This is a genomic window from Pedobacter aquae, from assembly GCF_008195825.1.
In the GTDB taxonomy this organism is placed as follows: Bacteria; Bacteroidota; Bacteroidia; order Sphingobacteriales; family Sphingobacteriaceae; genus Pseudopedobacter; species Pseudopedobacter aquae.
In genome coordinates this window covers 3,376,482-3,402,386 of record NZ_CP043329.1, presented here as the reverse complement: position 1 = coordinate 3,402,386, position 25,905 = coordinate 3,376,482, and the positions used below count along the sequence as shown (strand labels likewise).

The window sequence follows — 25,905 nt, the reverse complement described above, 5'->3', positions numbered from 1 at the left end:
TTACCTCATTTTGGGTGGGTTAGGATAAAATACTACCTGCGTAGTTTTAGATAGAGAGAAATTCACCGCTTTAATACCTAAGTCTTTAACTGTACCATCTAAATCTACTTGTTCTAAAAGGTAGTAATTAGCGCCGTTTGCAGGACTTAAATGCGCAAAAGAATAAGCGTTTTTGATGTTTCCATTTATGGAAGCCGACACATGCTTTAATAAAGTAAAGTTTGCGCCATCTGTAGCATAACTTAATTTAAAATGACTGTTATATTGTTCTGATGATGTGCTCCAGTCTAAAATAACGCTATTATTTTGAGCTTTTGCTGTAAAACTGATTAATGAAACGGGTAATACCGAAATCGTAATGGTTTGCAAGGCACCATAACTTGTTCCTATAGCGTTAATTGCATAAGCTTTTACATAATAAGTTCCAGCCGTAACATCAGTTATTTGAGCAGAATAAGTTCCTAAACCACCAGTAGATGCTATGATTTTAGTATCCGCGGTAGTAGGATCTGCTACTGTCTTGCTCCAAACAAAGCCTTTCTGTGAAACGGTAGAATTTCTTTCATCAGTTACGTTACCACTTAAGTTGATAGTACTTCCACTTAAGGCGGCTGTACCTAAAACAACAGGTGTTCCAGCATCAATAACTGAAGAACCTTGTAAACTCATTGAATAGTCATCAAAATTAGTAATTCTATTTCCTGCAAATCCAAAATAAGAATGTAAGATAGAGGTATTTGCCAAATTGGTATTGGTAAAAGTTGTAGTTTGCACTGCAGCAGGGCTATTACTAATAAGAGCTCCTGTAGCATAAGCTGGATAAACCTCTACTCTTAAATCAAATACACTATTTGCTTTAGCGGTAATCATCAATATTACTTTAAACCATTTATCAGGAGAACCAGCACCTAATAAATCTGCAATTGTAGAGTTTACTACACCGCCTGCAGTCCAAATTCCATCAATAGAAGTGGTATTATTATGCCAAACAAAGCCACCGCCATGTACTGAAATACCAAGTCCAATATCTAAGTTTGCGTAAATTCCTCTTGTTCTACCTGGGGCATTGGTAAATCCAACTCCACCATATCCATTAACACCTTCACTTTTAAAATAAGTAGAGAAGGTATAAATAGCACCAATGCCACCATTACTATAACCCTGTTTGGTGGTAAAAATCTCGTTAATTCCTTGAGTTACATTTATTGATCCTGATGCATTTAAACCTGTACCTGTTGTTTGCGTAACCCCGGTAGTTGTCCCACTTTTTTGAAAATATTTTTCCAAATCTCCAGTAGTATTGAAGTCATAAAGCGTTTGAGCTTTTAAATTAAATGAGCAGGCTATGAGCAACCCAAATAGTAGAAGTTTCTTCATTTATCTAATTTATTTTAACTTATTTTTAATTTTATTATTAAAGTTTAAACCATTTATTATATTCCTGACTGAATGTCGGGAGATTATACTAGCTGAGCTAAAAAAGCTGTAAAAACAAAAAAGAGGCTGTCTCAAAAATAGTATCTGTCACATTGAGCGGAGTCGAAATGTTCTCTGATATGCTTAGAAAAGGCTTCGACTCCGCTCAGCCTGACACAAAACGGTAATTTGAGACAGCCTCTTTTATAAACCACTATTTAAAACAGGCTTTGATCGCTGTTTCATTACAATCGCTATACCCTCTAAAGATATTAAATAATTAACCAGCATCCTAATATTTAAATCAAATGTAACCCGGTTTCTACTATTGAAATGCTTTTCTTTTATAAACTTGGGTAAGCATGCTGATGCATGTTATTTAAATCTGTATAAGATCTGTAAAGTTTTCTTACTCCTTGAATCTTGGAATAATAAAAATATACATACCATTTATCTTTTACAGATTTACCAACTCCTTTTGGATGGGTACAAAAAGGATTGAGTGAGTATGTTTGTATACTCATTTCGTTTGTTCTTTAGAAGGTTAATTAATGATGTTGAAGGAATGTTGGTGGTATGATTAATGGTATGATGCTGATATTTAAACCTAATATTTCCAAAACAACAAACACCAGTATAAAGGATCAAGCGTAAAAGTTGGGGAGGAGACATTAAGCGTATATTTTAGCTAGTCTAAAGAGGAAGAACTTCACATTTCTTACGCCTCTGAACTGCGATCTGAAAGCTTTTATCTTGGCATTGAAAGATTCTGCGGATGCATTTGTGCTTCTGTTATCAAAATAGTTCAATATGGTTTCATAATTGTTCTGAATGGTTCTAGCTATGGTATTGAAGGGTTTATAACCTAGTTTTTCTATCTTATTATACCATATTGCCAACTTTTTGAAAGCTATTCTTCTGTCTTTTGAACGGCTAAATATAGAGGACAACTCCTGGGAGATTTCATAGGCTTTCTGTAAATCTGGATATCGTTTAAACAACAGTTCTGCTCTATGATTTTGGGACGATGTCCAATTCACCTCTTTTCTTAAACAGTAAATACCTGCTCCTTGCCAATAATTGCTTTAAGGTATCTCCATTTTCTAATAATTCTGGAATCCAAGGCTTCTTTATTTCTTTAGCAAGATCCATTTCCTTGTTTTCCTGTTCAATAGCATCCCATCTATGTTTTATCCTGATTTCCTGAACAGCTTCGCTGGCTAGCTGTTGCACATGGAATCTATCGGAGACAAGCTTTGCTTTTGGAAAGCTCCTTCGTACGATCTTAGCCATGGTGGGAGCTAGATCAAGAGTGACCTCTTTTACCTTTTTTCTCGCCCATTCTTTTATACGGCACAGAACTTTTATAACCGTTTCACTTTCTGTGCCTTTTACAATAGCAACCAAAGCACCTTTTTTGCCTTTTGCTGCTTTATTGGTAACAATGGTATATAGTTCCCCTTGTGAAAGGCTGGTCTCATCAATAGATAGATATTCACCAAGGTTGTCTGGAAAAAGCAACCAGTCCTGAGCATGTTCAGCTTGATCCCAACTCATAAAGTCACTCAAATGGCTTACATACTGTTCTTGCAGTCGTTTACCCTCAACTCCAAAGAATCTTCCAAGTGTTTTACAGCTTATTGGGCTTGAATCCAAATAGTCTCTCAAAAAAAAAGGCAAACTCCTGAGTCATTTTTGTCCCTTCTGCTACCAAATTCCAATCTCTAAATACGATTTCTCCTGTCTCTACGATCATCCATTTCCGCCTTTTAAGCTTTAAAAAACAAGGTTTTCCGCGTAAGGGAAAGTCTCTGACAGAAATCTCTTCGAAAAAACCCTTAGAAATTAACTTTTGAGCGGTGAACTCTTTGGGTTGTATATTCCTTTCTTTAAGATAGATGTAATAAGAATCCGATACAGTCTCTACTTTGTCCAGTTCAAAGTATTCGCTAAGACCTTCGGGTAAGATTAATGATAGTAAGGTAGAATCCAAAACATTGATTTTCTACAAAAATAATCAAATCTGTAATCCTCCCCAACTTTTACGCTTGATCCAGTATAAAGGCAATAGCGTTGATTTTTGCGTTATAGAAACCCCTATAAAACAGTTAAGCTCAGAACGGGGAGAACTGAGCTTAAACTAACCAATTATAAACCTAAATCATTTTTTAAATTTTTAAGCTATTTAATGCTAATAAACCAATAAAAATAAAGGGGGTTTGGTAGTATGGTTGGTAGTTGGACATAGTACTAATCCCATTTTACTTTATCAAAAAACTCTTTAGTAATAAGGTGCTTTTTACCTGTTAACCTACATTGTAATTGCATATTTCCATCCTTATATAGCTTAATCCAATCTTTTCTAATATTCTCAGAAGTAGAAAGTATATCATCTAAAATACAATTAATGCACTCTAGAGGTATTACATCTATATCTGCTGTATCTGGAAGTTTATAATCTTCCTGCTCACAATATTTAAATATTTGAACTGGTTTCATTCTTGGAAGTTTTAAATAAGTTTACAATCAATCCTAAAGCAACAACAACATCTAAAATATTCCATATCTCTCTACCTAAAGGAATCTTTAATAAAGGTTGAAACAATACTGCCAGTACTATAAAAATTGTTAACTCCGTTTGCTTTTTATCCTCATTTGCTTTAATTGCTAATAATACAAAGCCAATAGTAAATATTACTCTAAAAAGCTGATATAAACCATAAGGGAGGTTTAATAAACAAAGGAGTAATAAAGCTATTAAAATGGTTTTTATGGTGGTATAGGGTTTAATATTAATCATAAAACAATTTTAAATGTGGGGTTAAATATTCGTGGTTACATTTTGGACAGGGAATTATTTTCACGTCATTGCTTTTATGAAATTTCACTGTATACTTAGGCCTCTTCAGTTTTAAAACTAATTTAATATTTGACTTCATAGAAGTTTTCCATTCTCCACATTGAGGACAATATGGCCAATTATAACCAAATATTATCTTGCAATCAGAACATGTTCCAAGTTCATAATCATCTTCTCCATTATGGCAACCTAATCTAGAATTTCCGATTTTGACTTCTTCATTATGGTAGGAACACTTACCACAAGTAAATGAATAAATAATTCCCATTACATTCTAAATAAATTTATAAGAGCTTGTATTATAATATAAGTAGCAAATAGATTTATTGGTATTATAGCAATACTCATAAAACTATATTTTTCAGAACTGTTTGGATCAACTGCATTGATTTGACGCTTTAAATTAGTTAAAGAATCATTAAAAATCACATGTGCTATTCTAGATATTATTAAAGCAATTACAAATGTTAAAATAGCGTACCATACAGATACTTTAATACCAATTAGGATAATAATTATTAAAATTCCTATTGTATTAATATTTCCAATTAATTTAAAAATATAGTGGTTAGGAATTCGGTTAACTTTACTATTTAAATAGGCTATATTAATAATAAGACATATAGCCAGTATTATTAAGTTAATAACTAAACTGTTAATCATGTTTTGAATTAAATAATATGTCAGTGGCTATCATACCAAGTAGGATAATAAAGAAGTATATAGAAAATGTATTCCAATTATATACTGATAATGACAAACTAAATAGAGCGGCTATACCATATAATATAGCCGCTCTTATAATTAGGGTTTTTACTTTTCTCATTATTTATTAGATTTTAATTACAGCTATATTCAAGGGTAAAAGATCTTGTGGTATAACTTGTGCTAGTAATAATGATTTGGATTATATTCCCTTTATCATCTTTTAAATAAGAATAAGTATCTGTACGAGTATTATAACTACGGTCTCCTTTGCCTATATATTCTATTTTATCAATTAGTCTTTTCTCTGAAGCTCCAAAAGAATTGGATAAATTATATCTAATAAAATTCCTGATATCTCCGTCAATCATTGAAGGAAATATCAATTCAAAGATTAAAGGGTTTGAATATTTTTCCTCTTTGTAGGTTATTAAAGCCTCTTCTGTATCTGTATCTCCCCATTTTTCTAATATTTTAACTACTTCATTACTTGAATAAGTAAATGTTGAAGAGATGTCGTCTACAGATGTAAGTATTTTAGAAACTTTGTTATCTGCATAAGTAACAGATACATTCTCTGGCCACTGACTATTGGTTATAATACTATTTATCTGGTTTGGACTATTATAATTGTAGGTAATCAATAGATTATCGACACTAACCAGCATTTTACTAGACTCATAGGAAAATCTTCTAGTTTCATCAGCATTTGTAATCGTGGATATTTTACCATCTGAGTTATAAGTTATTAAATATTCTGAATTAACATAATCATGCCCTCCAGAAGGTGTAAATTTTACAATTTTACAGCCATTTGCAGGATTTGAATCATCCTTGTCTTTTTTACAAGCACCGAGTAATGCTGATGCAGTAAGCATTAACAATAAAACTTTTTTCATAAAAATAAATTGATTTTTTATTGCCAAAGAAGTCCCAACAACGGCGGTTTATAATACAATAAGCGCAGGACAATAACCTGATCTGTAGAAGAGGCCCTGAGAAGCCCGTACAAACAGATAGATTACGCCCCACGCTTATTAGCATGAGACGTTATTCTAACTGCTCTTGTTTGTACTTTGAAATTTCTCAGGTTTCTTCTTACAAGAACTTTTAGTTAACGCTTATATTTTAATCGAATATGTATTTAATATCTCTTAATAATCTTCCTTATTTATTCAGCTAATTTATAAAATCCATTTGTATTCTATCTCTGAATTTTTAACAATGGCTATATTAATGCTAATAAGTTATAAAATAAAGAAAATACTTTATCAAGTTTATTGGTAGATTTACTAAGGCTCACTAGATTTTAAATTTGCTATAAATTGCCAGATTTCCCTCTATTTCAAAATAAGGAAGTCCAAAAGCATCCCAAACTATTTTAGACACCCAGTATTTCTGCTGTGTTAATTTTTCAATTACTAAAAATGGAGTAAATATTCTGAAAATTTGACCTTTAGAATCTACTACTAAAAGACTGTGGGTATAAATAATGTCTTTCACATTTTAACAGGGTTAATTTAAAAACCAGTTACTTTTGGGCGATTCTAAAGCGTTTACAATAGAATTGGTAAACTCATAAGCATTCAGTCCTCTATCTAAAAAAGTATCAATATAACTGCTCTTATTAGCTCCTGTTAAAAGGTTATAAAACCTCCATAAATCAATATCTCCATTAGCAGATCTGCAGAAACTTTTATCATTATAATAGTCTTTAGCTACAGAATTAATTTGGGTATCTCCAAACAGTAACTGTTGAATTTCCTGTTTAGCATTTTGTGGTAGATAGTTGTACATTCTACATTTTCCAATTAGTTCTGCAAACTGATTTTCTGTTAAAGTGTAATTGGTAAACTTATTCAGATTATCTAAATGCTGTTTTGCATTATAGTTGGTAATCAGATTTAAAATAGCATCTGTAAGTTCATGTATACTCCTTACCTTTAAATCTGCTATAAAGCCATCAGACCATACACACATATTGGTACATACTTTATTTTCAAACCCAATGAAGATTTTGAAATGTTCATCTGTCCCTTTTTTGCTGTAGAGGTTATCCAAATTATAAGATTTTACACCTCCTATAGTCAGGTTTAATTGATTTCCTGAAACTGTATCTCTTATGGTAGGTACTTCAATAACAAAAGCCATTCTTTCATAATAAATGGTTTTTTCCTCTTCTAATAATTGATTAGCAGGCTTATTTTTAGCTTCTGGAACTCTGCCTTTAATTGGATGACTTAACCTTATAGAAGGGCTTAAAATGGTTTCATTTTGGAATACATGATGTACAATCTCATTACTAACATCAATAAAATCTGCATGTGATATAACAGGCTCATTATCTTTAATGAATACAGGGATAATATGATTATTTCTTATTTCCTGATAAGAAGATGCAAGGGTATTTGCAACAATGAAAGATTTCTGTGAAGATTGTTTTAATATTGGAGGAGGATTAATTGTTAATAGTTCCATAATTAAGTTTTTTGGTTAAAGGGTTCAAGTTTATTAAGTGCTTCTTTTCTACTAGCAAATGCTTTTGATAGGCTATTTTGATAATCAGGATAGGAGAAATATATATCCTTTAATACTTCAATGGAATTGGCGTTTTTAATGAGTTCTAAAATATTGCTAGTATCATCAATACCTTCATTACACCATTTTAAAATATCTTCTCCAGTTTTTCTGCTAATTGTAAATTCAGGTTTACCCATAAATAGGGTTGTTCTGTCTTTAGAAGCTACTGCATGATGTTTATTATCAATGTCTAGCACTATAGTGAATTCATAATCTAATCCATCTCTTTGAATGGCTTTAAGCCCTACTTTTTCAGGAACTATTTTACCATCCTTATTATTTAGTACGTAGTCTTGTTTTACCCTGATGGTGCTAATCACATGAGATTGAATAGATAATATCTTATTTACCAAAGCATTTTGTCTGGGAGTAATTTTAGACCAATTTGTAAATGAATTACCACTCATATTGGCATGTAAATCCAAAAGATATTCCCAACATGGTGTTAAACCATCAATGATGATTACTTCCATACCTGCCTGCTCACATAGTTCTAATGCTTGAATACATTTCTCTGGCGAATAAGGTTGTTCTAATGGTAATACATTATAGTGTCCAAAGTGTGAATACAGATCAGCACTATTATTTTCTAAATCAATAACAACAATTTTAGACCAATCAGTAGAGATACCATGAGCTATTAATAAAGCGCTAAATGTTTTACCAGAACCAGCACTCCCTTGTAAAGCCATTTTAATTTTGGCTCTTTTTCTTTCTGCTTTTCTAATTTCCATAATTCTAAAAATTATTAAATAAAAAAGGTGATACGCTTTTATAACATATCACCTTATAATCTTAAGTTCTGACTTATACTAAACCTTCAAGATACTTGAAAAACAGCTTGTTCCATAGTCTGTGCTTTTTCTGTAGCAGAATATTCATACCTATAATTTAGGCTGAGTACTTCCCCTGTTTCTTTATTAGTGTAGTCATATGCTTCTTCTACTTCAACTTTTGCTATTTGACCAGGCATTTGTTTTCCCAACATCAACTTGCACATGTTTTCATCAAGAGTTGTTGGTATACTTACCTTCCTTACTGTAGCATAAGGCTTTCCTGTTGTTTGAGAAACTACAATTTCTAATTCTCCGGTTAATTCTAGCATAAAAAAGGCTTTCCCCTCTGCATTTTCTTTTTGCAGATAATTAGTTACTGTTACCATAATTTTTGGATTTAATTTTTAAAGTGAATAAAATGAGTTTTTTGTAGCAAGATGACGGGTATATCAAGCTGTGAAGTTATGGAGGGGAGAGTTGTACAGGCAAGCTCAAAAAGAAAGACACAAACTAAAAATAAAAATGACACCTACCATCTATATTTTAAATTATAATAGAAAGTAGATGCCATAAGATTTATTATTATATTATATTTTAGTAACTAAAGATGTTATTCTCATCTCTATTTATTACTGTATCTAAATAATCTTCTTGTTTAATATAATTTTTCAATAAATACCCATTATTGTACTTCTTTCTAACAGTTTCAAAATAACAGTTAAAAATTTCTACAGCCTTTAATTCACTATCAATTTTCTTATGGTTAGTAGAGGCTAAAGCATGTACTTTATTTAAAAGCTCTAAAATTTCACTGGATTTATATATTACACCTTCTTTAAAATATTCAAAAATAAATTTTTTAAGTGGATGATAAGGGGGTAAGCTTTTATGTGTAACCTCTGATTTCAATATATTGAAGGCTTTAGAATTTTTCTTCGCTACTTCCGCTATTTTATCTAATAATGTCTCTTTTTCATAGTAGAACTTTGACAGCTTATCATAAATGAAGTAAACCTTTTTTTGAATATTATCCTCAGCTTTTACAGACAAATAATATGCTTCATTATCGGTTGTAATATTTTGTAAATTTTCAATTGCAGTTTTAATACTCTGATCAACGTCCAAATTACTTTCTTTTACTTTACTGAATTCATGGTGAGATTGTAGATTAAGTACGTGTAGAACTGAAAAGCTATTTGATAACGATTTAAGAAATGAATTATAGCTAGCATGTTCTTCATATTGTGTTTTTTGATGTTCTAAATATGAATCAATATTAAAATATGATATGTTTATTTCATTTTCAATGTTCCTTCTGATAAGCTTAAAACCTTTATAGCCTCCGTTATCAATAACAGCACTATGAATGTCCAACATTGTAGTTTTAAAAAATGGATATTCTTTAAAATTATTCTCGATACACTCTATTGATTTAAGTTCTACTTTTGCTAAATCTAAAAGTTGTTTTTCATCCACATATTCTATTAATTCTTCTTCATTTTCAGAATATGGATATACAATATAATGTTTATGAAGACCTTCTCTTGCTCTACCTGCAATTTGTCTAACTGCATTTATTGATATTTTACTAAATATTTCATTCTCGTCAATTAAGTTAATTAAGTAGTACTGTTCTTCAATATCATACCCAGAGAAATAAGCTGCGGTAATAAAATTTATTTTACTTGGATATTTTAATCCAGTAAGCTCGGCATAAAATACGCCTGCTTTTTTTTTATTTGATTTAGAACAAAGAATGCTTACATTTTTGGCATTTTCTGGATTTGAAAGAACCAATTCCTCCGCAAGTATTTTTGAACCTATTACAGAGTTGTAAGCTATTACTATTTTAGCATCCTGATGTTCTTTTAATAATTTTTCAATTAAATCTATACAAACACCCAGGGTGTTGTAAGACATTATAAATTCATCTATAAGATTAGGCTTTTGTTCCTCATAGTTTATAGTTGTTTTTTGTTCTTTAGCAATTTCTGGATGAGAAAAATTAATCATAGTGGCAGTAACCATTGCTCTTGATTGTGGTGGAAATTTTAAATATATATCTAGGCAATTTTCAATAGTCTCTCTGAATTTAGAATCTTCCTGAATAGTATTAATTTCATCTATTAGTAGAAAATAATTCTTGTAAACATCTTCTCCAATGGTTTTAATAACTTTAGGTAAGCTTTCTGCAACTACTATGACGTTCTTATAGGGAATCTTATCATTTGTTAGAAAGAGGTCAAAAGCCTCTTCACCAAATGTTTGAAAATTATTTATAGCACTACCAACATAATAACAGTTCTCTGGATGTTGTTCAACTTTAGAAGCAGCTATTATTTTTAGTGGGACTACGATTATGGAATTCCTTTTAGAATAGATTTCTAAAGTTGTGGCTCCAATTCCAGTTACTGTTTTATCAATAATTCCATGAGGTAGGAAATTTAGTATTTCTCCTAATTTTTTAGAGTTATCCTTTATTGTTAATTCTAAAACTCCCTTTTTTTCTTCTGTTATTAGTAAATGTTTGGCTTCTTCTTTTATATCTAAATTCATTAATATTAGTTTTTAGTAATTAATGACTGTAAAATAGTAAAATGTTCAGTTAAGGGGGGAAGTAGAAGTTATAAAGTTTATTTTAGTAAATAGTTAAGAGATATAAGTTAATATGGAAGAAATAATTGTTGACAATTCTTCAGTACTTGAGCTGTTTAATATTCATTTGAAGCTAAAAGATAATAAAAGAGTATTATTTACTGCGCCATTTGGAAGTGGAAAATCATATTTCCTAAACGAATTTTTCGAGAATAGTCAAGAATATCTTAAAATAACTTTATTTCCAGTGGATTATTCTGTGGCCTCTAACGAGGATATATTTGAACTAATAAAGTTCGATATTTTTGATTACTTAATTGACCATTATTTTGAAGAACTAGATCTGAAAAAGGATGATTTTTCAAACTTATTACTGGCTCAAAGCTTTGTGAGTAGTAAACTAAACTTGTTTCCATTTCTAAGTTCACTTAGTAAGTTCTTTCCTAAAATAGAGGGTTTAGTAGATATTATTAAGGACACAAAGGAATTGATTAATGATTTCAAACGCTTTAAAAAAGATGTTGAAGAAGGTGAGGTAGAACAGTTATTAAAATTTATGACCTCAATAGAATATAAAAAGGGTTCATATAAAGAGCGAGATGAGTTTACTGTCCTTATCCAAGACTTTTTAAAAAGAATAAAGGTTAAAAGAGAGAATAAAGAATTTGTGTTAGTAATTGACGATTTAGATAGGTTAGATCCGGATCACACCTTTAGGTTATTTAATATTTTTACTGCTCATCATGACAGTAAAAGTGATACCAATAAGTTTGGATTTGATAAAGTTATTTTTGTATGCGATATTCCAAACATAGAACATATGTTCCATCATAAATTTGGAGCTAAATCAAATTTTGAAGGATATATAGATAAGTTTTATTCTTATAAGCCATATTTTTTTAATCACAAGCAGTATTTAAAAGAAAAAATTTCCGATTATCTGGATAGTTCTTTCATAGAAAATAGCAACACAAAGCATAGAAAGATAAATAAGGATAGCAATTTTTTTAGTGATATTTTAAGATTAACTTATAAATTCATAGATAAAGATATTCTTCGGATTAGGAACTTGAAAAAGCTTACTGATTTTTCTATTCCTGATTGTGAAATAAAGGTAAAGGGAAGAAGCTATCATGTTAGCAATTTTCCTCTATTAATCATGACCAATATAATGTGTCAGTTTTTTCCTAGAATTGAAGATTTTGTCAGAATCATTGGTGATTTAAGTGATAACTATAGTTCTAACTATGGAACTAGTAGAGAAGTAATTTGGAATCATGATTATTTTTTAATTTCCTACTCTATCCCCTTTTTTATTGAAATAAGAGATATAAGAAAGAATATTAAGATAACTGAGGATTTAATAATAGGCGTGGATAATGAATTTGGAGAGAGGATTTTTCTGGTTTATGATGTTAAAGAGGATTGGGAAACTGATAGTTTATCTTTCTATTTCAAAAAGGCAGTCAATAATACTGGGATAATTATTGGTAAGATTTCTGAATCAGAAGTTTATATTAATCCGAATCCATTTCACGTATTCAAAAAAGCTCTGGAAATATGTATTGATAATGGTTACATATATAATGATAATAAGTATTAGAGATTAAAATCTACTCTACATTTCATGGGTTTTTCTTTTAAACAGGTTAAACCATCTCAAATCAAAGTAGTAAAGCATAATACAGCATAACCTGTAAATAGAAATACCTGAATTATTTAAAATCCAGGTAATTTCTAATTGTAATTTAAAATTTGTAACGTTTATCTATCTATTTGTCTAGTGGGAACTTAATTTGTTCTTTTATAGGTAAGACAGGAGGTGGATTACTAACATATTGTTTTATAGACTCATCATTAACAATTTCATGATATTTAAAACTATCAGAGGTTACCTTAGATTGCTTAAGTGTTATTTCTCTTAATGTGTCATGCAAAGTTTTTAAGGAATCAGGTAAATAGTTAGGAATGTAGTTTATAACCTTTTCCGTTCCCTTAGAAGTTTTAAAATACAAAGTATATGTCCATCCATCATAAACTATAGGTTTTATGGGAGCATATTTATTTTTGTACTTATTAACCTGAGTTCGATTAATATTTTAAAATAAATTAGTCAATCATAATAAAAATAGTTATATTTAAGTGTCTTAAAATCAAATACTTAACTATAATTATATATGATTGACTACTCTAAAATTAGCGATATTTTTTGTCTTGTGGATGAATTTTGCAAAGATTTCGATAACAATACACATTCCTTTCTACTGGGAAAAGCTTCTAAGCGACCACCAGTGATGTCCAAGAGTGAGGTTATATCGATTTGCCTATTCTTTCATCTTAGTGGTTTCAGGTGCTTTAAGCACTTTTATCTGTTTTATATTCAACGACACATGCAGTCCGAATTTCCAAAAACGGTTTCTTATAATCGCTTTGTTGAGCTTAGCCAAAGCATACTTATGCCGATGACCATATTTTTGAAGACCTGCTGTTTAGGTATTTGTAGCGGTATTTCATTTGTAGATTCAACCCCAGTTAGGGTATGTAACAATAAGCGAATAAAACGGAATAAGGTATTTAAGGGCATTGCAGAGGTAGGTAAATCTACAATGGGCTGGTTTTATGGATTTAAGCTCCACATTGTAATCAACGATAAAGGAGAAATTTTAAACTTTGCAATTACACAGGCAAATGTTGATGACAGAGATCCGCTCAAAAATGAAAACTTCCTGAAATCAGTATTTGGAAAACTATTCGCAGATAAGGGATATATTTCTGAGAAACTAGCCAATATATTGTTTGTCAATGATATACATCTAATTACGAGCATTCGTAACAATATGAAAAACAGCTTAATGACTATGAATGATAAGATTACTCTTAGAAAAAGATCAGTAATAGAAACGGTAAACGATGAACTAAAAAACATTTGCCAAATTGAGCATTCAAGACATAGGTCTTTTACAAATTTTATATCCAACATGATTGCCGCATTAATTGCCTATTCTTTTTTTCCTAAAAAACCTTCAATTAAATATCAAAATGCTAATTCTAATCAAATCTTAGCTTTTTGATTAATCGAACTCAGGTTATTACTAAGAAGAGTAGAATTAATTAAACTCTTAAACCCTTGAGTCTCTTGTTCTGATAATATGTAATATTCAGTTGTACTTTCAGGCTTTCTAATAGAAGTTTTGGTATGATCATCCTTTTTGTATTCAAAATATAACCTTATATCCAGTTTAGTTGAATCGTATTTCAGGTCTTTAGTATCACATGAATCACAATCAATCCAGTAAGTAGAAGAATAAGAGTTCCCGTTATTATCTTTTAGACAGAAGCCAGAATTTCCAAAAATTACAAGTTCCTCTATTTCTTCAGATTTACTTTTTTGATTACAAGAGCTAATAAATACTGCTAAAAAAAATATAAGTAGGTGTTTAATTTTACTTATCATAAATGAAATTAGGTCCTAAATTACTTAAAATCTAGATCATCCCTACTTTTCCTAATATATTTAGTCTCTGGCACTTGTTCTATCAACTGTCTAGCATAAGTTTCTGTCTGTGATATCTTCTTATGTCCGTTCTTATACATCAATTCTATAAGGTCTGCTCCACTTAGCAAAAGATTAACATTACCAGTATGTTTAAAGCTGTAAAGCGTCTTATGCAGGCTAATATTAAGATCTTTTTTAAGCAGTTTAAATCTGGTATCAATGGTGTTTTTAGAAATAGGATATCTTCCAAAAAATTTGGCTTTATCATAAGCTCTCTTTTGACCAATAAAATATAATTTCTGGTTATCCTTATCCTTAAAATCAAGTCCCATATTTAAGAGGTAAACTTTTAATGGCTCATCCAGCAGAACAATCTTTTCCCTATTTTTAATCTTGCCTTTACCTTTAGGAAGCACAATTTTATTATAGTCCAGATTTATATCTTCTACCTGAATTCTTAGTATCTCTGAAATCCTCATTTGAGCTCCGTATACTAAATAAATAATTGTTTTGAGGATAACATGACCATTGGCATCACAGTAGTCTATAATGGCTTTAATTTCTTCTTTAGAATAGATTTTATGCCTTTCTACAGGTTCATTCCTGTCTAACCTTAAACCATGTGTAGGATTAATGATATTAATATCCTTTTCATCTTTTAACCAATTAAAAAAACCTGATACATAGGTTCTATAACTTCTTTTTGATTGTGGTTTAGCAGGAGTTTTCTTCAGAAAGTCTTTAATAAACTGTTGGTCTATCTGGGAGAGGGTTAATCCTTTAGCAGATAGTTTGAATCTTTCAAATAAGGAGTTATAATTTAAATAGGTGTAGTGGCTTATAATGGCTTTTTTGAATTTTAGGTAATCTTCAATTAGATTATTTATTAATACTTGTTCTGATACTGTTTTTATAAATATTCCAGTTTCAATATCAAATTTTTTGGTTTTCAGCAATTCATCAAATTTTGCTACGGTTTCTGCTAATAACTTTCTACGCTGATTTAAATCTTGATTTTTATTGTTTAGGTCTTTATAACTTTTAAAGGATTTTCTTATTCCATTGCTATTAGTATAATAGAAATAGACATACCATTTATCTTTTACAGATTTGCCTACACCTCTGGGTTGGGTACAAGTTGGGTTTAAAGAATATATATGTGTATTCATTTTCGTTTGTTTTTAGAAGGTTTATGAAGTTTTTGCAGTAGAATTACTAAAAATTTGGTAGTATGATTAGGAGTATGATGTGCTTTAAAACAGCTTTAAAAGCCTATTATCTTTATGAATTTAGAAGTATTTAGGAATATAAAAAAAGCTTGTTTTAATACGTAACCAAACCCCTATAAAACAGTTAAGCTCAGAACGGGGAGAACTGAGCTTAAACTAACCAATTATAAACCTAAATTAAACGAAAGGGCTGTAGGGGTAGGAGTCGAACCTACACGAAGTAGTTATTTCACATTGCTGCTATTTCCCAAACCTTCGCCACCGAGACAAGGAGGTGTGTCTGCCAATTTCACCACCCTACAGTATATTTATTTTTCAATTTCTGAAGAAGATCGCCTTCTTTCTGTTGATTGAACAATACAAATGTAATAGCAAAACTTATATTTTACAAATATTTCAACAATATATTTTAATTTTTAGCAATTTTTTATTTAATATTGTTTACGATTAAAAAATAGCAAAAACATGATTGATAAATCCCGCCAAAATTTAGAAATTGATAATCTGGATATTGAAATTTTGTCTATCCTGATGAATGATGCAACTACTGCATATACTGAAATAGCCAAAGAATTAATCGTTTCTGGTGGTACTATCCACGTGAGAATGAAGAAGATGCAAGATATGGGTATCATCAAAGGTTCTAACTTAATAGTAGATGCACAGAAAGTTGGTTATGATATTTGTGCCTTCTTAGGTATTTACCTAGAGAAAGGTTCTATTTACCACGATGCTGTTGAAAAACTAAAACAAGTAAAAGAAATTGTAGAGTTACACTACTGTACTGGAGCTTATTCTATGTTTGCCAAAATTATTTGTAGAGATACTACGCATCTTCGCCATGTTTTAAATGACCAAGTACAGGCTGTACCAGGCATTCAACGTACGGAGACTTTTATCTCTTTAGAGGAAAGTATTAAAAGGCAGATTACGCTGAAGTAAAGCTGTTCAAAGGTTTTTGAGTATATTTCTTACTGACTAAGAAATATTAAATAGACATTGTGGAAAAGGGGTTAAAACCTTAGCTGGGTATTGATTTTTTTCAGTATTGGCCTTTACACACAAGGCTTTCCGGCCTCATAGGCGGCCAGCCCTAGGCAATTTTTCTTGAAAAAAAAGTCCCCAAAAACGAGGAACGAGTTCATGAATGCCTAAGAAAAACCATAACCAAAAAATGAATAAATCCTGCCTACCGGCAGGCAGGCAAGGCTGATGAATATTTGTCGTTCCGTCTAAATAAATCTTTAGCCACAATCCTGAGTGGTGTGAAGGATTGTGCTTTATGAAAGTTTCTACAACACCCATCGGATTGTTTTCCGATAGTGCTCTATGAAAGTTTTTGCAAAAGATTTATTTATCTACACTTCCAAATCTTCATAGACCGTTCTTTGGTAAGGCATATATAATTTTCAAAGGAACTTCCTAAATAGCCTCTTTTTTAGGTCTTTTTACTTTCTAGAATTCGCTAAAGCTTCATTTTGGTTCCTTTTGGTTTCGCAAAAGGAACGAACCTTTCCAGCGATAGAGGAGAATGATTATTATGATTAAAGATATTATAAACTAATTGGTTGTATAGCACAAGGCTTTCCGGCCTCATAGGCGGCCTGCCCTAGGCACTTTTTTCTTGAAAAAAAAGTGCCCAAAAATTCCTACCTACCGGCAGGCAGGCAAGGCTCATGAATATTTGTCGTTTCGCCTAAATAAATCTTCATCCACAATCCTGAGTGGTGTGAATGGTTTTGCTAAATGATAGCTTCTACAACACCCGTCGGATTGTTTCCCGATACTGCTTCATGAAAGTTTTTGCAAAAGATTTATTTGCCTACACTTCCAAATATTCATAGGCCATCTTTCGTTCTTCGGAAAAGTATTGTTTGGTTTTTAGAGGTAGCACCTAAATATTTGCTCTTTGGAGTCTTTATACTCTGTACTTTCTACCGATAGAAAGGAACAACCATTCATAAGAAAACAGCCTAAACCGAAGTGCATGAGCAATCCCCCAGAGCTGGGAAGACGAAAAAACAGCAGCAGAAATTAAAAAATCTTGCACAACCAAGCCTATAGCGAATGCGGTTTTGCGTTCGAGTTTATACTAACATTGAAAAACCACATCCGAGCAAAAATAAGCACTCACTGTTTTTGAGTGTGGGAGAGCTTTGTGCGGCAAAGGCTCCAGCGGGGATTGTTCAGGACTTTATTCATTATTTTTTATTGATTTTTAAAGGTATTCATGAATTCGCTAAAGCTTCATTTTGGTTCCTTTTGGTCCCTCAAAAGGAACGAGCCCCGCCGGCGATAGAGGCGGATGAATATTATTTTTAAAAATAGCTTGACGAATTGACCGTATCACACAAGTCTTTCCTGCCTCATAGGCGGCCAACCCTATTTACTTTTTTCTTGATAAAAAAGTAAACAAAAAACGAGGAACGAGTTCATGAATGCCTAAGAAAAACCATAAATAAAAAATGAATAAATCCTGCCTACCGGCAGGCAGGCAAGGCTGATGAATATTTGTCGTTTCGTCTAAATAAATCTTTATACACGACCCTAAGTGATGTGAATGGTTATGGTTATGGCTTATGAAGGTTTCTACAATACCCGTAAGATTGTTTCCCGATACTGCTTAAGAAAAGTTTTTTGCAAAAGATTTATTAGACTTCACCTCCAAATCTTCATAGATTGTCTTTAGTCCTTCGGAAAAGTTTGATTTAATATTATTGGAAGTTCCTAATCATCGCTTTTTAGGCATCTTTATACTTTGTACTCTGTACTTTAATACTTTTAACTTTCTACTTTTAAATTAAAAAACCATCTTCACTAACTTATTACCTTTTAAAACCGGAATAGTCTGGGTAATATTTTCTTGAAGGCAAAACTTAATATCTTCTTCTATACCCAAAAGCTTCAATCTTTCGCTATGAGAAGTTTTAGCGGTATAAGCTCCTAAATCATGCTTGGCTAATTGGTACAAGTCTTCTGCCGCAGTACTAGAATCATCCTGAAAATAATTTTCATCTTTTAATCTGCTCACCACTGCTCCAGCAAATAGCGTATCTTCTAAGTTGAACTTATTTTTCCATCCGGCACAAAGTAAAAAAACGTCTTTATCTTGTGTTTTCAGATAATCGCAAACAGCATCAACATTTAAAAAAGAACCTATAATAACCTGATAAGCTGTTCTTTTAGACTCATCTATGGCATGTGTACCATTGGTGGTGGTTAAGACAATGGTTTTACCTTTAACTTTTTCTGTGGTGTAAGCAAAAGGCGAATTACCAAAATCAAAACCTTCTACCACTTTGCCATCACGTTCTGCTGCCAGAAGGCAAATATCATCCTTTAAGGCAATACATTCTTCTACGGTAGCTACAGGTATAATAGCTTCGGCACCATTATCTATCCCATAACAAATGGAAGATGTTGCTCTAAAATATCAATAACAATAACGATAGAATTCTCAATATTATAAAGTGGAAGTAAGGCCGGAGTAAGACAAACTTCTATCTTTCTTTGCTGCTGCATATGTTGCGTATAATCTTTTATTAGAATGGTTTATTTCTTGAAGAAAGGAAGTTTTACAACTTTAGCCTTAATCTTGTTATCTCTTATTTTGATAAAAATATCGGTATCTATTTTACTAAAAGCTTTATCTACATAGCCTAAACCTATAGCTTTTTGTAAAGAAGGAGATTGTGTACCTGATGTTACTTTTCCTATGGTGTTTCCATTAGCATCGCAGATTTCATAATCATGACGAGGAATACCACGCTCTACCATTTCAAAGCTAACTAATTTATTAGCCACACCATTTTGTTTTTGTAAAGCTAAGGCTTCTGAATTGGTAAAAGATTTATTAAAACTGGTAACCCAACCTAAGCCAGCTTCTAATGGCGATGTTTGGTCGTTGATATCATTACCATATAAACAGAAACCCATTTCTAGTCTTAAAGTATCTCTAGCGCCTAAACCAATAGGTTTGATACCATAAGCAGCACCTGCTTCAAAAACAGCATCCCAAATTTTTTCAGAATGTTGATGATCAAAATAAATTTCAAAACCACCAGCACCAGTATATCCGGTAGCAGAAATCAAAACATTTTCTACCCCAGCAAAAACACCTTTTGTAAAAGTGTAGTACTCCATGGCTGCTAAATCTACGCTAGTTAAACTTTGTAGCGCTTGGGCAGCTAAAGGGCCCTGTACCGCTAGTAATGAAGTACGGTCTGATATGTTTTTCATATCAACACCTTGGGTATTGAAGCTTTGTATCCAATCCCAATCTTTCTCTATGTTAGAAGCATTTACCACCAACATATATGTTTTTTCATTTATACGGTAAACCAGTAAATCATCAACGATACCGCCTTCTTTATTAGGCAAGTACGAGTATTGTACTTTGCCATCAAAAAGTTTAGTGGCATCGTTAGCGCTCACTTGTTGTATTAAAGCTAAAGCGCCATCGCCTTTTAGGATAAACTCGCCCATATGGCTAACATCAAAAACACCAACAGCATTTCGTACCGTTTCATGCTCTACATTAATTCCAGCGTATTGTACTGGCATGTTATATCCTGCAAAAGGAACCATTTTGGCGCCTAGAGCAATATGCTTATCGGTTAAAGCTGTATTTTTCATGAATTTTATGGGTTATATTGATGCGAAATTAACAAAAAACATCAAGGCTTTTTGTCACAAATTGTTTGATAAACATTTAGTAAATCTTTACTCATCGTTTTATTGTCGTGATGCTTGGCTACCAGCTTTTTAGCTTCCTTTCCTATCCGGCTGATTAAAGTTTTATCAGTAAAACAACGAAGAATTTGTTTGTAAAAATCATCGGCCTTATCGGCGATTAAAATATTCAAATCATGCTGATAGTTGATACCTTCTGCGGCAATAGAAGTAGCAATAACACATTTTCCTAAGGCCATGGCTTCTATAATTTTTACCCGCATACCACTACCAGAAAGTAAGGGAACAATAAGCACATGCTGCCTTGCCATAAAAGCTGTAGCATCTTCTACCTCGCCTTCTAAAATGAAAGATTGGCTATTTAAAACCTCTAAATATTTAGGCATATTTTTACCTGCCAAATGGAAAGTAATACCCGCATCAAGCTGTTTAATAGAAGGCCATACTTTTTCTAAAAACCAATCTATACCTTCGAGATTTGGTCTCCAATCCATAGAACCAATATAGCCTATGCTTTTATGTGGAGACAGCTGCTGCTGAACCTCATAATTTTCTAAATTTAGAGCTACCGGGAAAGTATAAACCGGCCTTTGGCAGCCTACACTTTTGAAAAAATGTTCATCAACAGAACTGATAGCTAAAATAGTATCGAAACTATTTAAAATCTTAAACTCGAATTTTTGTAAACGCTTACTTAACAGTCCAAAATACATCTTACGCAAGAAGAAATTTTCTTGTAAGGTTAAGCGCTTCCATATTTGATGTTCGATATTATGTGCCCTGTAAATAAGCTTTCCTTTACTTACCTCTTTTATGATGTCTAAATAAGGTACTACTTGCAAGCCTTCAAATTGTATAATGTCAAACTCTTGCGTTCTTAGCAGATGTGCAAGTTTACTAGCACAGTTTTTATCATAAAACCTACTGAGATTATAAGACTGTCCTGTAAATAAGTTTAGAAATGCATCTTTTACCTTAACCCTATTATCAATTTTATACTGTATAAATTTTATCTTCTTAAAAACAGGGTCTTTAATTTCCTTAGTTTTTACAAAATGTTTGGTAGTATTTAAAGAGAAAAGTGTGACCTCGCAACCTAGCTCAGTAAGCTCCCTAATCGTATTGTAAATCACAATAGGATAACCACCATTAGGCGGAAATGGGACTCTATTGGTGAGTAGTAGTACTTTCATAAGGTAGGCTATTGAAGATAGAAAGTTGCGGATTGGTTATTCTAAAAGTCTTCCTATGATAGGGGCTTAAACCATAACTAAATACAGCCTCGCGGTGTTTTACTGTTGGGTAACCTTTATTCTGTTTCCAATCGTAATGTGGAAACTGCTGGTGCAGATTTTCCATATATTCATCTCTATAAGTTTTAGCTAAAATAGAAGCCGCAGCTATAGAGAAATATTTACCATCGCCTTTTACGATGCATTGGTGTTTGGTATTTTGATAAGGCTTAAACCTATTACCATCTATAATGATAAAATCTGGCTGTTGCTTTAACTGGTCTAAAGCCCTGTGCATAGCCAAAAAAGAAGCATTTAGGATATTTATTTTATCAATTTCTTGATGGTCTACGGCTGCCACAGCAAAAGCAATGGCCATTTCTTCAATCTCTTTACGCAGTTTATTACGCTCTTTCTCTGCAAGCTGTTTAGAATCATTAAGTAAAGGATGATGAAAATCGGGAGGTAATATAACAGCCGCTGCAAAAACTGGTCCTGCCAAACAACCTCTACCAGCTTCATCACAGCCGGCTTCTAAAAGCTCTTGTTGGTAAAATGGTAGTAGCATTAGCTTATTTTTGTATAATATCCCACAATTTATCAGCAGCAATGTCCCAAGTGTACCTTTGCGAAAAAGCTATTCTTTTAAGTTGCTGCTCTTTATCTGCTTGCATATTTGCTAATTTAAGCAAAGCATTTTCTAAGTCAAAAACGTTAAACGGATTAATTAAATGTGCCAAGCCGCCAGAAATTTCTTCCATAGCTGTGTCTTTACTGGTGATAACTGACGTACCGCATGCAAAAGCTTCTATTACAGGCAAGCCAAAACCCTCAAAATAAGAAGGGTAGACAGCAGCAGTTGCCTGTGCTACTAAACTTGCCAATTCTTCATCAGGTAATTTACCGGTAAAAATAACATCGGCTTTATGCTGCATTTGCTGGTAATAATTTTCCAGCTCTTGATTTTTCCAAGCCTTCCTTCCGGTAAGCACCAATATATGTGGTAATTGATTTTTTGTTTTAAAAGCTTCAAAAGCTTGTAATAAGCAAAGTATATTTTTACGTGGATGTATGGCTCCGGTATGAATAAAATAAGGTTTATCAAATTTTTGCTGCTGCTTTTCTTGCTGAGCTAAAGGTTTAAAAACATCAGATACACCATTGTAAACAACAGCTATTTTACTTTCTGGTATTTGATATTTTTGGACGATATCTGCCTTGCTAAAATGCGATACGGTAACAATGGCATCAGCCTGGTGGGCAAATTTTGGAAAAAAGTATCGGTAATAAACAGAAGAAAGCCAATCTATAGCTTCAGGATAATGCTCAAAAGCCAAATCATGTATAACCGCTATTTTTTTAACATCAATATTTAAAGTTAAAAAGCCATCAGGAGATAGGAAAACATCCGCTTTAAGCGCTTTTAATTTTCTTTTTAAACTGTACTGAAACCAGATATAATACAAAAAAGGATGCCTTGCTTGTGGATAAACTACATATGCCTTTACATTTGGCGCAAAAATAAATGAAGCATCAAATTTTCTATCAAACAAAAAGATAAACTCTACCTCTGGATGCTTGAGGACCATCCTTTTTAAAGTTTCAAAAGAAAATCTTCCTATACCTTCCAGATTATCTTTTTGTAAAAAACGGGTGTTAACGGCTATTCGCAAAATATAAATTAAGGTTAAGGGCTAAGATAAATAAACCTGCTTCATAATAAAATTGCGGCTTTGCATTTATTAGTTTATTTTCATCTTTCAACTGTTATGCATAAAAAGTTAGCTGGCTGGGTAATTATATTAATTCTTGTAAATGTTTCCATAAAATTAGTCTGGATTTTTGGAGTAGAACGTGGTGTACAATTAGCTGCCGGTTTTGAAGCTTATGGCTTGTATTATAGTCTTTTTAATTTCAGTTTTGTTTTAAGCATTGTTACAGATCCTGGCATTAATAACTACCTGTTACGCTCTGTAGCACAAAAAGTTGCCGCAAAAGAAAACGTAAAACTTTTTAGCTTAAAGCTGATACTATCTGCCATTTACATCATCATTACCTTTTTAAGTGCCCTATCTAGCGGTTATGATAGCAGTTATTTTGTGCTTTTATTTTGGCTGAGTTTGTACCATGTACTATGGTCTTTCTTAAACTTTTTAAGGTCTTATTTAAAAGGTGCCGAGCTGTACAAGGCAGAAACCGTTTTTTCTGTTTTAGATAAGCTCTTGCTGATTTTATTATTTATCCCACTTTTGGTTTATGAAATAGCTTTAAGTAGCAATCTCTTATTCTTTGCCCTGAGCCAAGTAATTGCAGTAGCCATGAGTATTGTTTGTTGCGCTTTAGTTTTACATAAAAACCGAATTCATGTTATTCATTTAAGCAAATTAAAACCAGATTTCAGTATCCTAAAAAGCTTAATGCCTTTTACACTTTTTACCTTTTTAGTGCTAGCCTACAATAAAATTGATAGCATCATGCTAGAAAAAATGCTCCCAAACGGACAATTAGAAGCCGGTATTTATGCTGCGGCTTACCGCTTGTTAGATGCCTCAAATATCATTTATGTCTTGTTTGCATCTTTGTTTTTTCCTACCGTAAGTAGATTTATTGCCGAGGGGAAAAATATCCAAGGTGTAGTAAAAGAGAGTTTTGAATTGTTGATGGTTTTGGCCATCATCATTTCTTTAAGTTGCTGGTTTTTTAAAGTAGAAATGATGCATCTTTTATATGGAGATAAAAGTAGTAACCATTTGGCCGATGTTTTTGGTTTGCTAATGTTTAACAGCCCATTTATTGTGCTTTATTATATTTTCAGCAGCATTTTAACAGCCGCCAATAAATTAAAAGCATTAAATATAATTTCCGGAATGGGTTTACTCATCAATATCGTGTTAAACTGCTACCTCATACCGCAATATTTAGCTTATGGCGCAGCTTTAAGCACTTTAATAGCTTTAGTGGTTGCGGGTTTATCTTATCAGGTTTTTTACCATATTTATTTTGAAGCTCATTTTCCGCTTCGCATCATTTTAAAATTATTTGGCTTTGTAGCAATATTAGTTTTAGGTGGCTACCTTCTAAAATATAGTAACATACATTGGTTACTCTCCTTATTCATCTTTATAAGCGGCAGTATCATCACCAGCTTTATCATTAAACTTTTATCCCTAGAAAAAATTAAGGATATGTTAAAAATGGTATAAACAGATATTATTTTTAATTTAACAGCTTAAAATCAAGAAATTGGAAAAAGTAATACCACAGCTTAACCTTCTCTCTATCAGCAATATCATTATCAAAAACCGGAAGCATATTGCTATGATAAGCCTTATTGGTTTGGTTATAGGCTTAATCATCAGCTTTTTAATTACACCTAAATACGAGGCATACACGGTTTTTTATACTCCAGCAAATAATTCTATATCAAAATCTGTACTAGGAGAAAGTAATCTAGAAGACTTTATGGAGTTTGGAAGCGAAGAGCAAACCGACCAAGTTTTAGAAATGCTTCAGGCTGATGAGTTGAAAGACAAGGTGATTCAAAAATTTAATTTAAGAGCTCATTACGATATAAAAGCTGATGAGAAATACCCGCAAACCAAAGTAAGAGAGCAACTAGCATCAAATACTAAAATTAACCGTACAGATTATTTAGCTATAAAAATTGCTGTTAAAGATGAAGACCCAAAAATGGCAGCAGCTATTGCCAACTATATATCTTTTGCGCTAGATAGCATGCGTACATTGATGCAGCAAGCAAGAGCAAAACAAGCTTTTGATATTTTAGATTTTCAATACCAAAAAAAGCAAAAACAGGTTGATTCTATTTTAGCACAACTAAGTAGCATAAGAGCACAAGGTGTATTTGATTATGAAGCACAATCTGAAGTTTTAAGCGAAGCCATTATTAAAGCAGAAACACAATTAAAAGCAGAAGAAGCTCGTTTAAAAGTTTATGATGCCTACCGAAAAGATTTACCAGATACCACCTATATTAAAGCAAAAGGACGTTTGGAGGCTGCTAGGGCTACTTTAAAATCTTTACAACCAACGGTAAGTACTTTTAGCAAGCTAAGTGGTAAATATTTAGATTATGAAGCTGTTTACGAAAAGGAAAAAGAAGCTTTAACCAATTTACAACTACGTTATGAAAATGCCGAGGTAGATTTAAAGAAATCTGCTGCCCAAAAATTTATTGTTGATAAAGCAAGCGTACCAGAAAAAAGCACTTACCCCAATAAATTATTAGTGATGTTGAGCATTGGTTTAAGTGCATTTTTGTTAGCTTGTTTAGGCTTTTTGGCCAAGGAAAATTCTAATTAAA

At 32.2% G+C, this 25,905-nt stretch carries 28 protein-coding genes and 1 tRNA gene; 6 read left to right on the top strand and 23 right to left on the bottom strand.

Annotated elements, in window-relative coordinates; all coding sequences use genetic code 11:
* From FYC62_RS15010 to FYC62_RS14950, 14 genes are all read right to left on the bottom strand, one after another.
* On the bottom strand, nucleotides 1–1,377 hold the full coding sequence (locus FYC62_RS15010) for a hypothetical protein (RefSeq protein WP_149075518.1): 1,377 nt from the start codon (nucleotides 1,375–1,377) through the stop codon (nucleotides 1–3).
* A gap of 383 nt (nucleotides 1,378–1,760) precedes the next feature.
* The gene (locus FYC62_RS15005) at nucleotides 1,761–1,940 is read right to left on the bottom strand and encodes a hypothetical protein (protein WP_149075517.1); all 180 of its coding nucleotides are present in this window, start codon (nucleotides 1,938–1,940) and stop codon (nucleotides 1,761–1,763) included.
* A gap of 147 nt (nucleotides 1,941–2,087) precedes the next feature.
* Nucleotides 2,088–2,417 carry a transposase gene (locus tag FYC62_RS17890; protein WP_262713572.1) on the bottom strand — a complete coding sequence of 110 codons (330 nt, stop codon included), beginning with the start codon at nucleotides 2,415–2,417 and terminating at the stop codon, nucleotides 2,088–2,090.
* 10 nt (nucleotides 2,418–2,427) lie between these two features.
* Nucleotides 2,428–3,072, bottom strand: a complete 645-nt coding sequence (locus tag FYC62_RS17885; protein WP_449406383.1) for an ISAon1 family transposase — start codon at nucleotides 3,070–3,072, stop codon at nucleotides 2,428–2,430.
* A complete protein-coding gene (locus FYC62_RS14995) occupies nucleotides 3,047–3,409 on the bottom strand; it encodes an ISAon1 family transposase N-terminal region protein (RefSeq protein ID WP_039455242.1) in 363 nt (120 codons plus the stop codon). Before FYC62_RS14995 ends, FYC62_RS17885 begins: the two co-directional genes overlap by 26 nt.
* Before the next feature lie 257 nt (nucleotides 3,410–3,666).
* Entirely contained in the window at nucleotides 3,667–3,915 is a 249-nt protein-coding gene (locus FYC62_RS14990; RefSeq protein WP_149075516.1) for a hypothetical protein, read from the bottom strand.
* Entirely contained in the window at nucleotides 3,893–4,216 is a 324-nt protein-coding gene (locus tag FYC62_RS14985) for a DUF6804 family protein (RefSeq protein WP_149075515.1), read from the bottom strand. The genes FYC62_RS14990 and FYC62_RS14985 overlap by 23 nt, the downstream gene beginning before the upstream one ends.
* 327 nt (nucleotides 4,217–4,543) lie before the next feature.
* Nucleotides 4,544–4,939, bottom strand: coding sequence for a hypothetical protein (locus FYC62_RS14980; RefSeq protein WP_149075514.1), 396 nt, complete (start codon nucleotides 4,937–4,939; stop codon nucleotides 4,544–4,546).
* A gap of 176 nt (nucleotides 4,940–5,115) precedes the next feature.
* Nucleotides 5,116–5,880, bottom strand: a complete 765-nt coding sequence (locus tag FYC62_RS14975; RefSeq protein WP_149075513.1) for a hypothetical protein — start codon at nucleotides 5,878–5,880, stop codon at nucleotides 5,116–5,118.
* Between the two features lie 403 nt (nucleotides 5,881–6,283).
* A complete protein-coding gene (locus tag FYC62_RS14970) occupies nucleotides 6,284–6,484 on the bottom strand; it encodes a hypothetical protein (RefSeq protein WP_149075512.1) in 201 nt (66 codons plus the stop codon).
* 12 nt (nucleotides 6,485–6,496) lie between these two features.
* Nucleotides 6,497–7,459: a DUF3871 family protein gene (locus tag FYC62_RS14965; protein WP_149075511.1), complete on the bottom strand. Its 963-nt coding sequence runs from the start codon at nucleotides 7,457–7,459 to the stop codon at nucleotides 6,497–6,499.
* Between the two features lie 2 nt (nucleotides 7,460–7,461).
* Nucleotides 7,462–8,295: an AAA family ATPase gene (locus FYC62_RS14960; RefSeq protein ID WP_149075510.1), complete on the bottom strand. Its 834-nt coding sequence runs from the start codon at nucleotides 8,293–8,295 to the stop codon at nucleotides 7,462–7,464.
* Nucleotides 8,296–8,381: 86 nt separating this feature from the next.
* Entirely contained in the window at nucleotides 8,382–8,723 is a 342-nt protein-coding gene (locus FYC62_RS14955) for a hypothetical protein (RefSeq protein WP_149075509.1), read from the bottom strand.
* A gap of 208 nt (nucleotides 8,724–8,931) precedes the next feature.
* Nucleotides 8,932–10,893 (bottom strand): hypothetical protein, encoded by a 1,962-nt coding sequence (locus FYC62_RS14950; protein ID WP_149075508.1) that lies wholly within the window; start codon nucleotides 10,891–10,893, stop codon nucleotides 8,932–8,934.
* A gap of 112 nt (nucleotides 10,894–11,005) precedes the next feature.
* On the opposite strand from FYC62_RS14950, the gene FYC62_RS14945 reads away from it, so the two are divergent.
* Both FYC62_RS14945 and FYC62_RS14940 read left to right on the top strand, forming a co-directional pair.
* Nucleotides 11,006–12,535, top strand: coding sequence for a P-loop NTPase fold protein (locus FYC62_RS14945; protein ID WP_149075507.1), 1,530 nt, complete (start codon nucleotides 11,006–11,008; stop codon nucleotides 12,533–12,535).
* Nucleotides 12,536–13,109: 574 nt separating this feature from the next.
* Complete coding sequence (locus FYC62_RS14940; protein ID WP_149074804.1) at nucleotides 13,110–14,003, top strand: IS982 family transposase; 894 nt, start codon at nucleotides 13,110–13,112, stop codon at nucleotides 14,001–14,003.
* Here FYC62_RS14940 and FYC62_RS14935 read toward each other — a convergent pair.
* The 3 genes from FYC62_RS14935 to FYC62_RS14925 form a co-directional block, all read right to left on the bottom strand.
* The gene (locus tag FYC62_RS14935; RefSeq protein ID WP_149075506.1) at nucleotides 13,985–14,386 is read right to left on the bottom strand and encodes a hypothetical protein; all 402 of its coding nucleotides are present in this window, start codon (nucleotides 14,384–14,386) and stop codon (nucleotides 13,985–13,987) included. The two genes, FYC62_RS14940 and FYC62_RS14935, sit on opposite strands and share 19 nt — an antisense overlap.
* Before the next feature lie 20 nt (nucleotides 14,387–14,406).
* Entirely contained in the window at nucleotides 14,407–15,597 is a 1,191-nt protein-coding gene (locus FYC62_RS14930) for a tyrosine-type recombinase/integrase (RefSeq protein ID WP_149075505.1), read from the bottom strand.
* Between the two features lie 250 nt (nucleotides 15,598–15,847).
* Nucleotides 15,848–15,959, bottom strand: a tRNA-Asp gene (locus FYC62_RS14925).
* Between the two features lie 163 nt (nucleotides 15,960–16,122).
* Between FYC62_RS14925 and FYC62_RS14920 the strand changes: the two genes are divergently transcribed.
* Together FYC62_RS14920 and FYC62_RS17345 are read left to right on the top strand one after the other, a co-directional pair.
* The gene (locus FYC62_RS14920; protein ID WP_154287450.1) at nucleotides 16,123–16,599 is read left to right on the top strand and encodes an Lrp/AsnC ligand binding domain-containing protein; all 477 of its coding nucleotides are present in this window, start codon (nucleotides 16,123–16,125) and stop codon (nucleotides 16,597–16,599) included.
* Between the two features lie 1,197 nt (nucleotides 16,600–17,796).
* Nucleotides 17,797–17,979, top strand: a complete 183-nt coding sequence (locus tag FYC62_RS17345; RefSeq protein ID WP_149075504.1) for a hypothetical protein — start codon at nucleotides 17,797–17,799, stop codon at nucleotides 17,977–17,979.
* Nucleotides 17,980–18,457: 478 nt separating this feature from the next.
* Here FYC62_RS17345 and FYC62_RS14910 read toward each other — a convergent pair whose 3' ends face one another.
* The 6 genes from FYC62_RS14910 to FYC62_RS14890 are packed head-to-tail and all read right to left on the bottom strand — an operon-like array spanning nucleotide 18,458 to nucleotide 23,254.
* The gene (locus FYC62_RS14910) at nucleotides 18,458–19,033 is read right to left on the bottom strand and encodes a 2-phosphosulfolactate phosphatase (protein ID WP_317131550.1); all 576 of its coding nucleotides are present in this window, start codon (nucleotides 19,031–19,033) and stop codon (nucleotides 18,458–18,460) included.
* 20 nt (nucleotides 19,034–19,053) lie between these two features.
* Nucleotides 19,054–19,179: a hypothetical protein gene (locus FYC62_RS18070; protein ID WP_317131497.1), complete on the bottom strand. Its 126-nt coding sequence runs from the start codon at nucleotides 19,177–19,179 to the stop codon at nucleotides 19,054–19,056.
* Between the two features lie 30 nt (nucleotides 19,180–19,209).
* A complete protein-coding gene (gene gcvT, locus FYC62_RS14905; RefSeq protein ID WP_149075503.1) occupies nucleotides 19,210–20,292 on the bottom strand; it encodes a glycine cleavage system aminomethyltransferase GcvT in 1,083 nt (360 codons plus the stop codon).
* A 41-nt stretch (nucleotides 20,293–20,333) separates the two neighbouring features.
* Nucleotides 20,334–21,542: a glycosyltransferase family 4 protein gene (locus tag FYC62_RS14900; RefSeq protein ID WP_039453483.1), complete on the bottom strand. Its 1,209-nt coding sequence runs from the start codon at nucleotides 21,540–21,542 to the stop codon at nucleotides 20,334–20,336.
* Nucleotides 21,517–22,149, bottom strand: a complete 633-nt coding sequence (locus FYC62_RS14895; protein ID WP_149075502.1) for a ribonuclease HII — start codon at nucleotides 22,147–22,149, stop codon at nucleotides 21,517–21,519. Before FYC62_RS14895 ends, FYC62_RS14900 begins: the two co-directional genes overlap by 26 nt.
* 4 nt (nucleotides 22,150–22,153) lie before the next feature.
* Nucleotides 22,154–23,254 carry a glycosyltransferase family 4 protein gene (locus tag FYC62_RS14890; protein ID WP_149075501.1) on the bottom strand — a complete coding sequence of 367 codons (1,101 nt, stop codon included), beginning with the start codon at nucleotides 23,252–23,254 and terminating at the stop codon, nucleotides 22,154–22,156.
* Nucleotides 23,255–23,350: 96 nt separating this feature from the next.
* Here FYC62_RS14890 and FYC62_RS14885 point away from each other — a divergent pair, with 96 nt between their 5' ends.
* Both FYC62_RS14885 and FYC62_RS14880 read left to right on the top strand, forming a co-directional pair.
* The gene (locus FYC62_RS14885) at nucleotides 23,351–24,784 is read left to right on the top strand and encodes an oligosaccharide flippase family protein (protein WP_149075500.1); all 1,434 of its coding nucleotides are present in this window, start codon (nucleotides 23,351–23,353) and stop codon (nucleotides 24,782–24,784) included.
* A gap of 40 nt (nucleotides 24,785–24,824) precedes the next feature.
* Nucleotides 24,825–25,904 (top strand): Wzz/FepE/Etk N-terminal domain-containing protein, encoded by a 1,080-nt coding sequence (locus FYC62_RS14880; protein WP_168199459.1) that lies wholly within the window; start codon nucleotides 24,825–24,827, stop codon nucleotides 25,902–25,904.
* Nucleotide 25,905: the final 1 nt, after the last annotated feature.

What these genes read in the sequence shown, in the direction of transcription:
- FYC62_RS15010 (WP_149075518.1), bottom strand. Translation starts at nt 1,377, where the DNA reads ATGAAGAAACTTCTACTATTTGGGTTGCTCATAGCCTGCTCATTTAAT.
- FYC62_RS15005 (WP_149075517.1), bottom strand. Translation starts at nt 1,940, where the DNA reads ATGAGTATACAAACATACTCACTCAATCCTTTTTGTACCCATCCAAAA.
- FYC62_RS14990 (WP_149075516.1), bottom strand. Translation starts at nt 3,915, where the DNA reads ATGAAACCAGTTCAAATATTTAAATATTGTGAGCAGGAAGATTATAAA.
- FYC62_RS14985 (WP_149075515.1), bottom strand. Translation starts at nt 4,216, where the DNA reads ATGATTAATATTAAACCCTATACCACCATAAAAACCATTTTAATAGCT.
- FYC62_RS14980 (WP_149075514.1), bottom strand. Translation starts at nt 4,939, where the DNA reads ATGATTAACAGTTTAGTTATTAACTTAATAATACTGGCTATATGTCTT.
- FYC62_RS14975 (WP_149075513.1), bottom strand. Translation starts at nt 5,880, where the DNA reads ATGAAAAAAGTTTTATTGTTAATGCTTACTGCATCAGCATTACTCGGT.
- FYC62_RS14965 (WP_149075511.1), bottom strand. Translation starts at nt 7,459, where the DNA reads ATGGAACTATTAACAATTAATCCTCCTCCAATATTAAAACAATCTTCA.
- FYC62_RS14960 (WP_149075510.1), bottom strand. Translation starts at nt 8,295, where the DNA reads ATGGAAATTAGAAAAGCAGAAAGAAAAAGAGCCAAAATTAAAATGGCT.
- FYC62_RS14955 (WP_149075509.1), bottom strand. Translation starts at nt 8,723, where the DNA reads ATGGTAACAGTAACTAATTATCTGCAAAAAGAAAATGCAGAGGGGAAA.
- FYC62_RS14950 (WP_149075508.1), bottom strand. Translation starts at nt 10,893, where the DNA reads ATGAATTTAGATATAAAAGAAGAAGCCAAACATTTACTAATAACAGAA.
- FYC62_RS14945 (WP_149075507.1), top strand. Translation starts at nt 11,006, where the DNA reads ATGGAAGAAATAATTGTTGACAATTCTTCAGTACTTGAGCTGTTTAAT.
- FYC62_RS14940 (WP_149074804.1), top strand. Translation starts at nt 13,110, where the DNA reads ATGATTGACTACTCTAAAATTAGCGATATTTTTTGTCTTGTGGATGAA.
- FYC62_RS14935 (WP_149075506.1), bottom strand. Translation starts at nt 14,386, where the DNA reads ATGATAAGTAAAATTAAACACCTACTTATATTTTTTTTAGCAGTATTT.
- FYC62_RS14930 (WP_149075505.1), bottom strand. Translation starts at nt 15,597, where the DNA reads ATGAATACACATATATATTCTTTAAACCCAACTTGTACCCAACCCAGA.
- FYC62_RS14920 (WP_154287450.1), top strand. Translation starts at nt 16,123, where the DNA reads ATGATTGATAAATCCCGCCAAAATTTAGAAATTGATAATCTGGATATT.
- FYC62_RS18070 (WP_317131497.1), bottom strand. Translation starts at nt 19,179, where the DNA reads ATGCAGCAGCAAAGAAAGATAGAAGTTTGTCTTACTCCGGCCTTACTT.
- gcvT (WP_149075503.1), bottom strand. Translation starts at nt 20,292, where the DNA reads ATGAAAAATACAGCTTTAACCGATAAGCATATTGCTCTAGGCGCCAAA.
- FYC62_RS14900 (WP_039453483.1), bottom strand. Translation starts at nt 21,542, where the DNA reads ATGAAAGTACTACTACTCACCAATAGAGTCCCATTTCCGCCTAATGGT.
- FYC62_RS14895 (WP_149075502.1), bottom strand. Translation starts at nt 22,149, where the DNA reads ATGCTACTACCATTTTACCAACAAGAGCTTTTAGAAGCCGGCTGTGAT.
- FYC62_RS14885 (WP_149075500.1), top strand. Translation starts at nt 23,351, where the DNA reads ATGCATAAAAAGTTAGCTGGCTGGGTAATTATATTAATTCTTGTAAAT.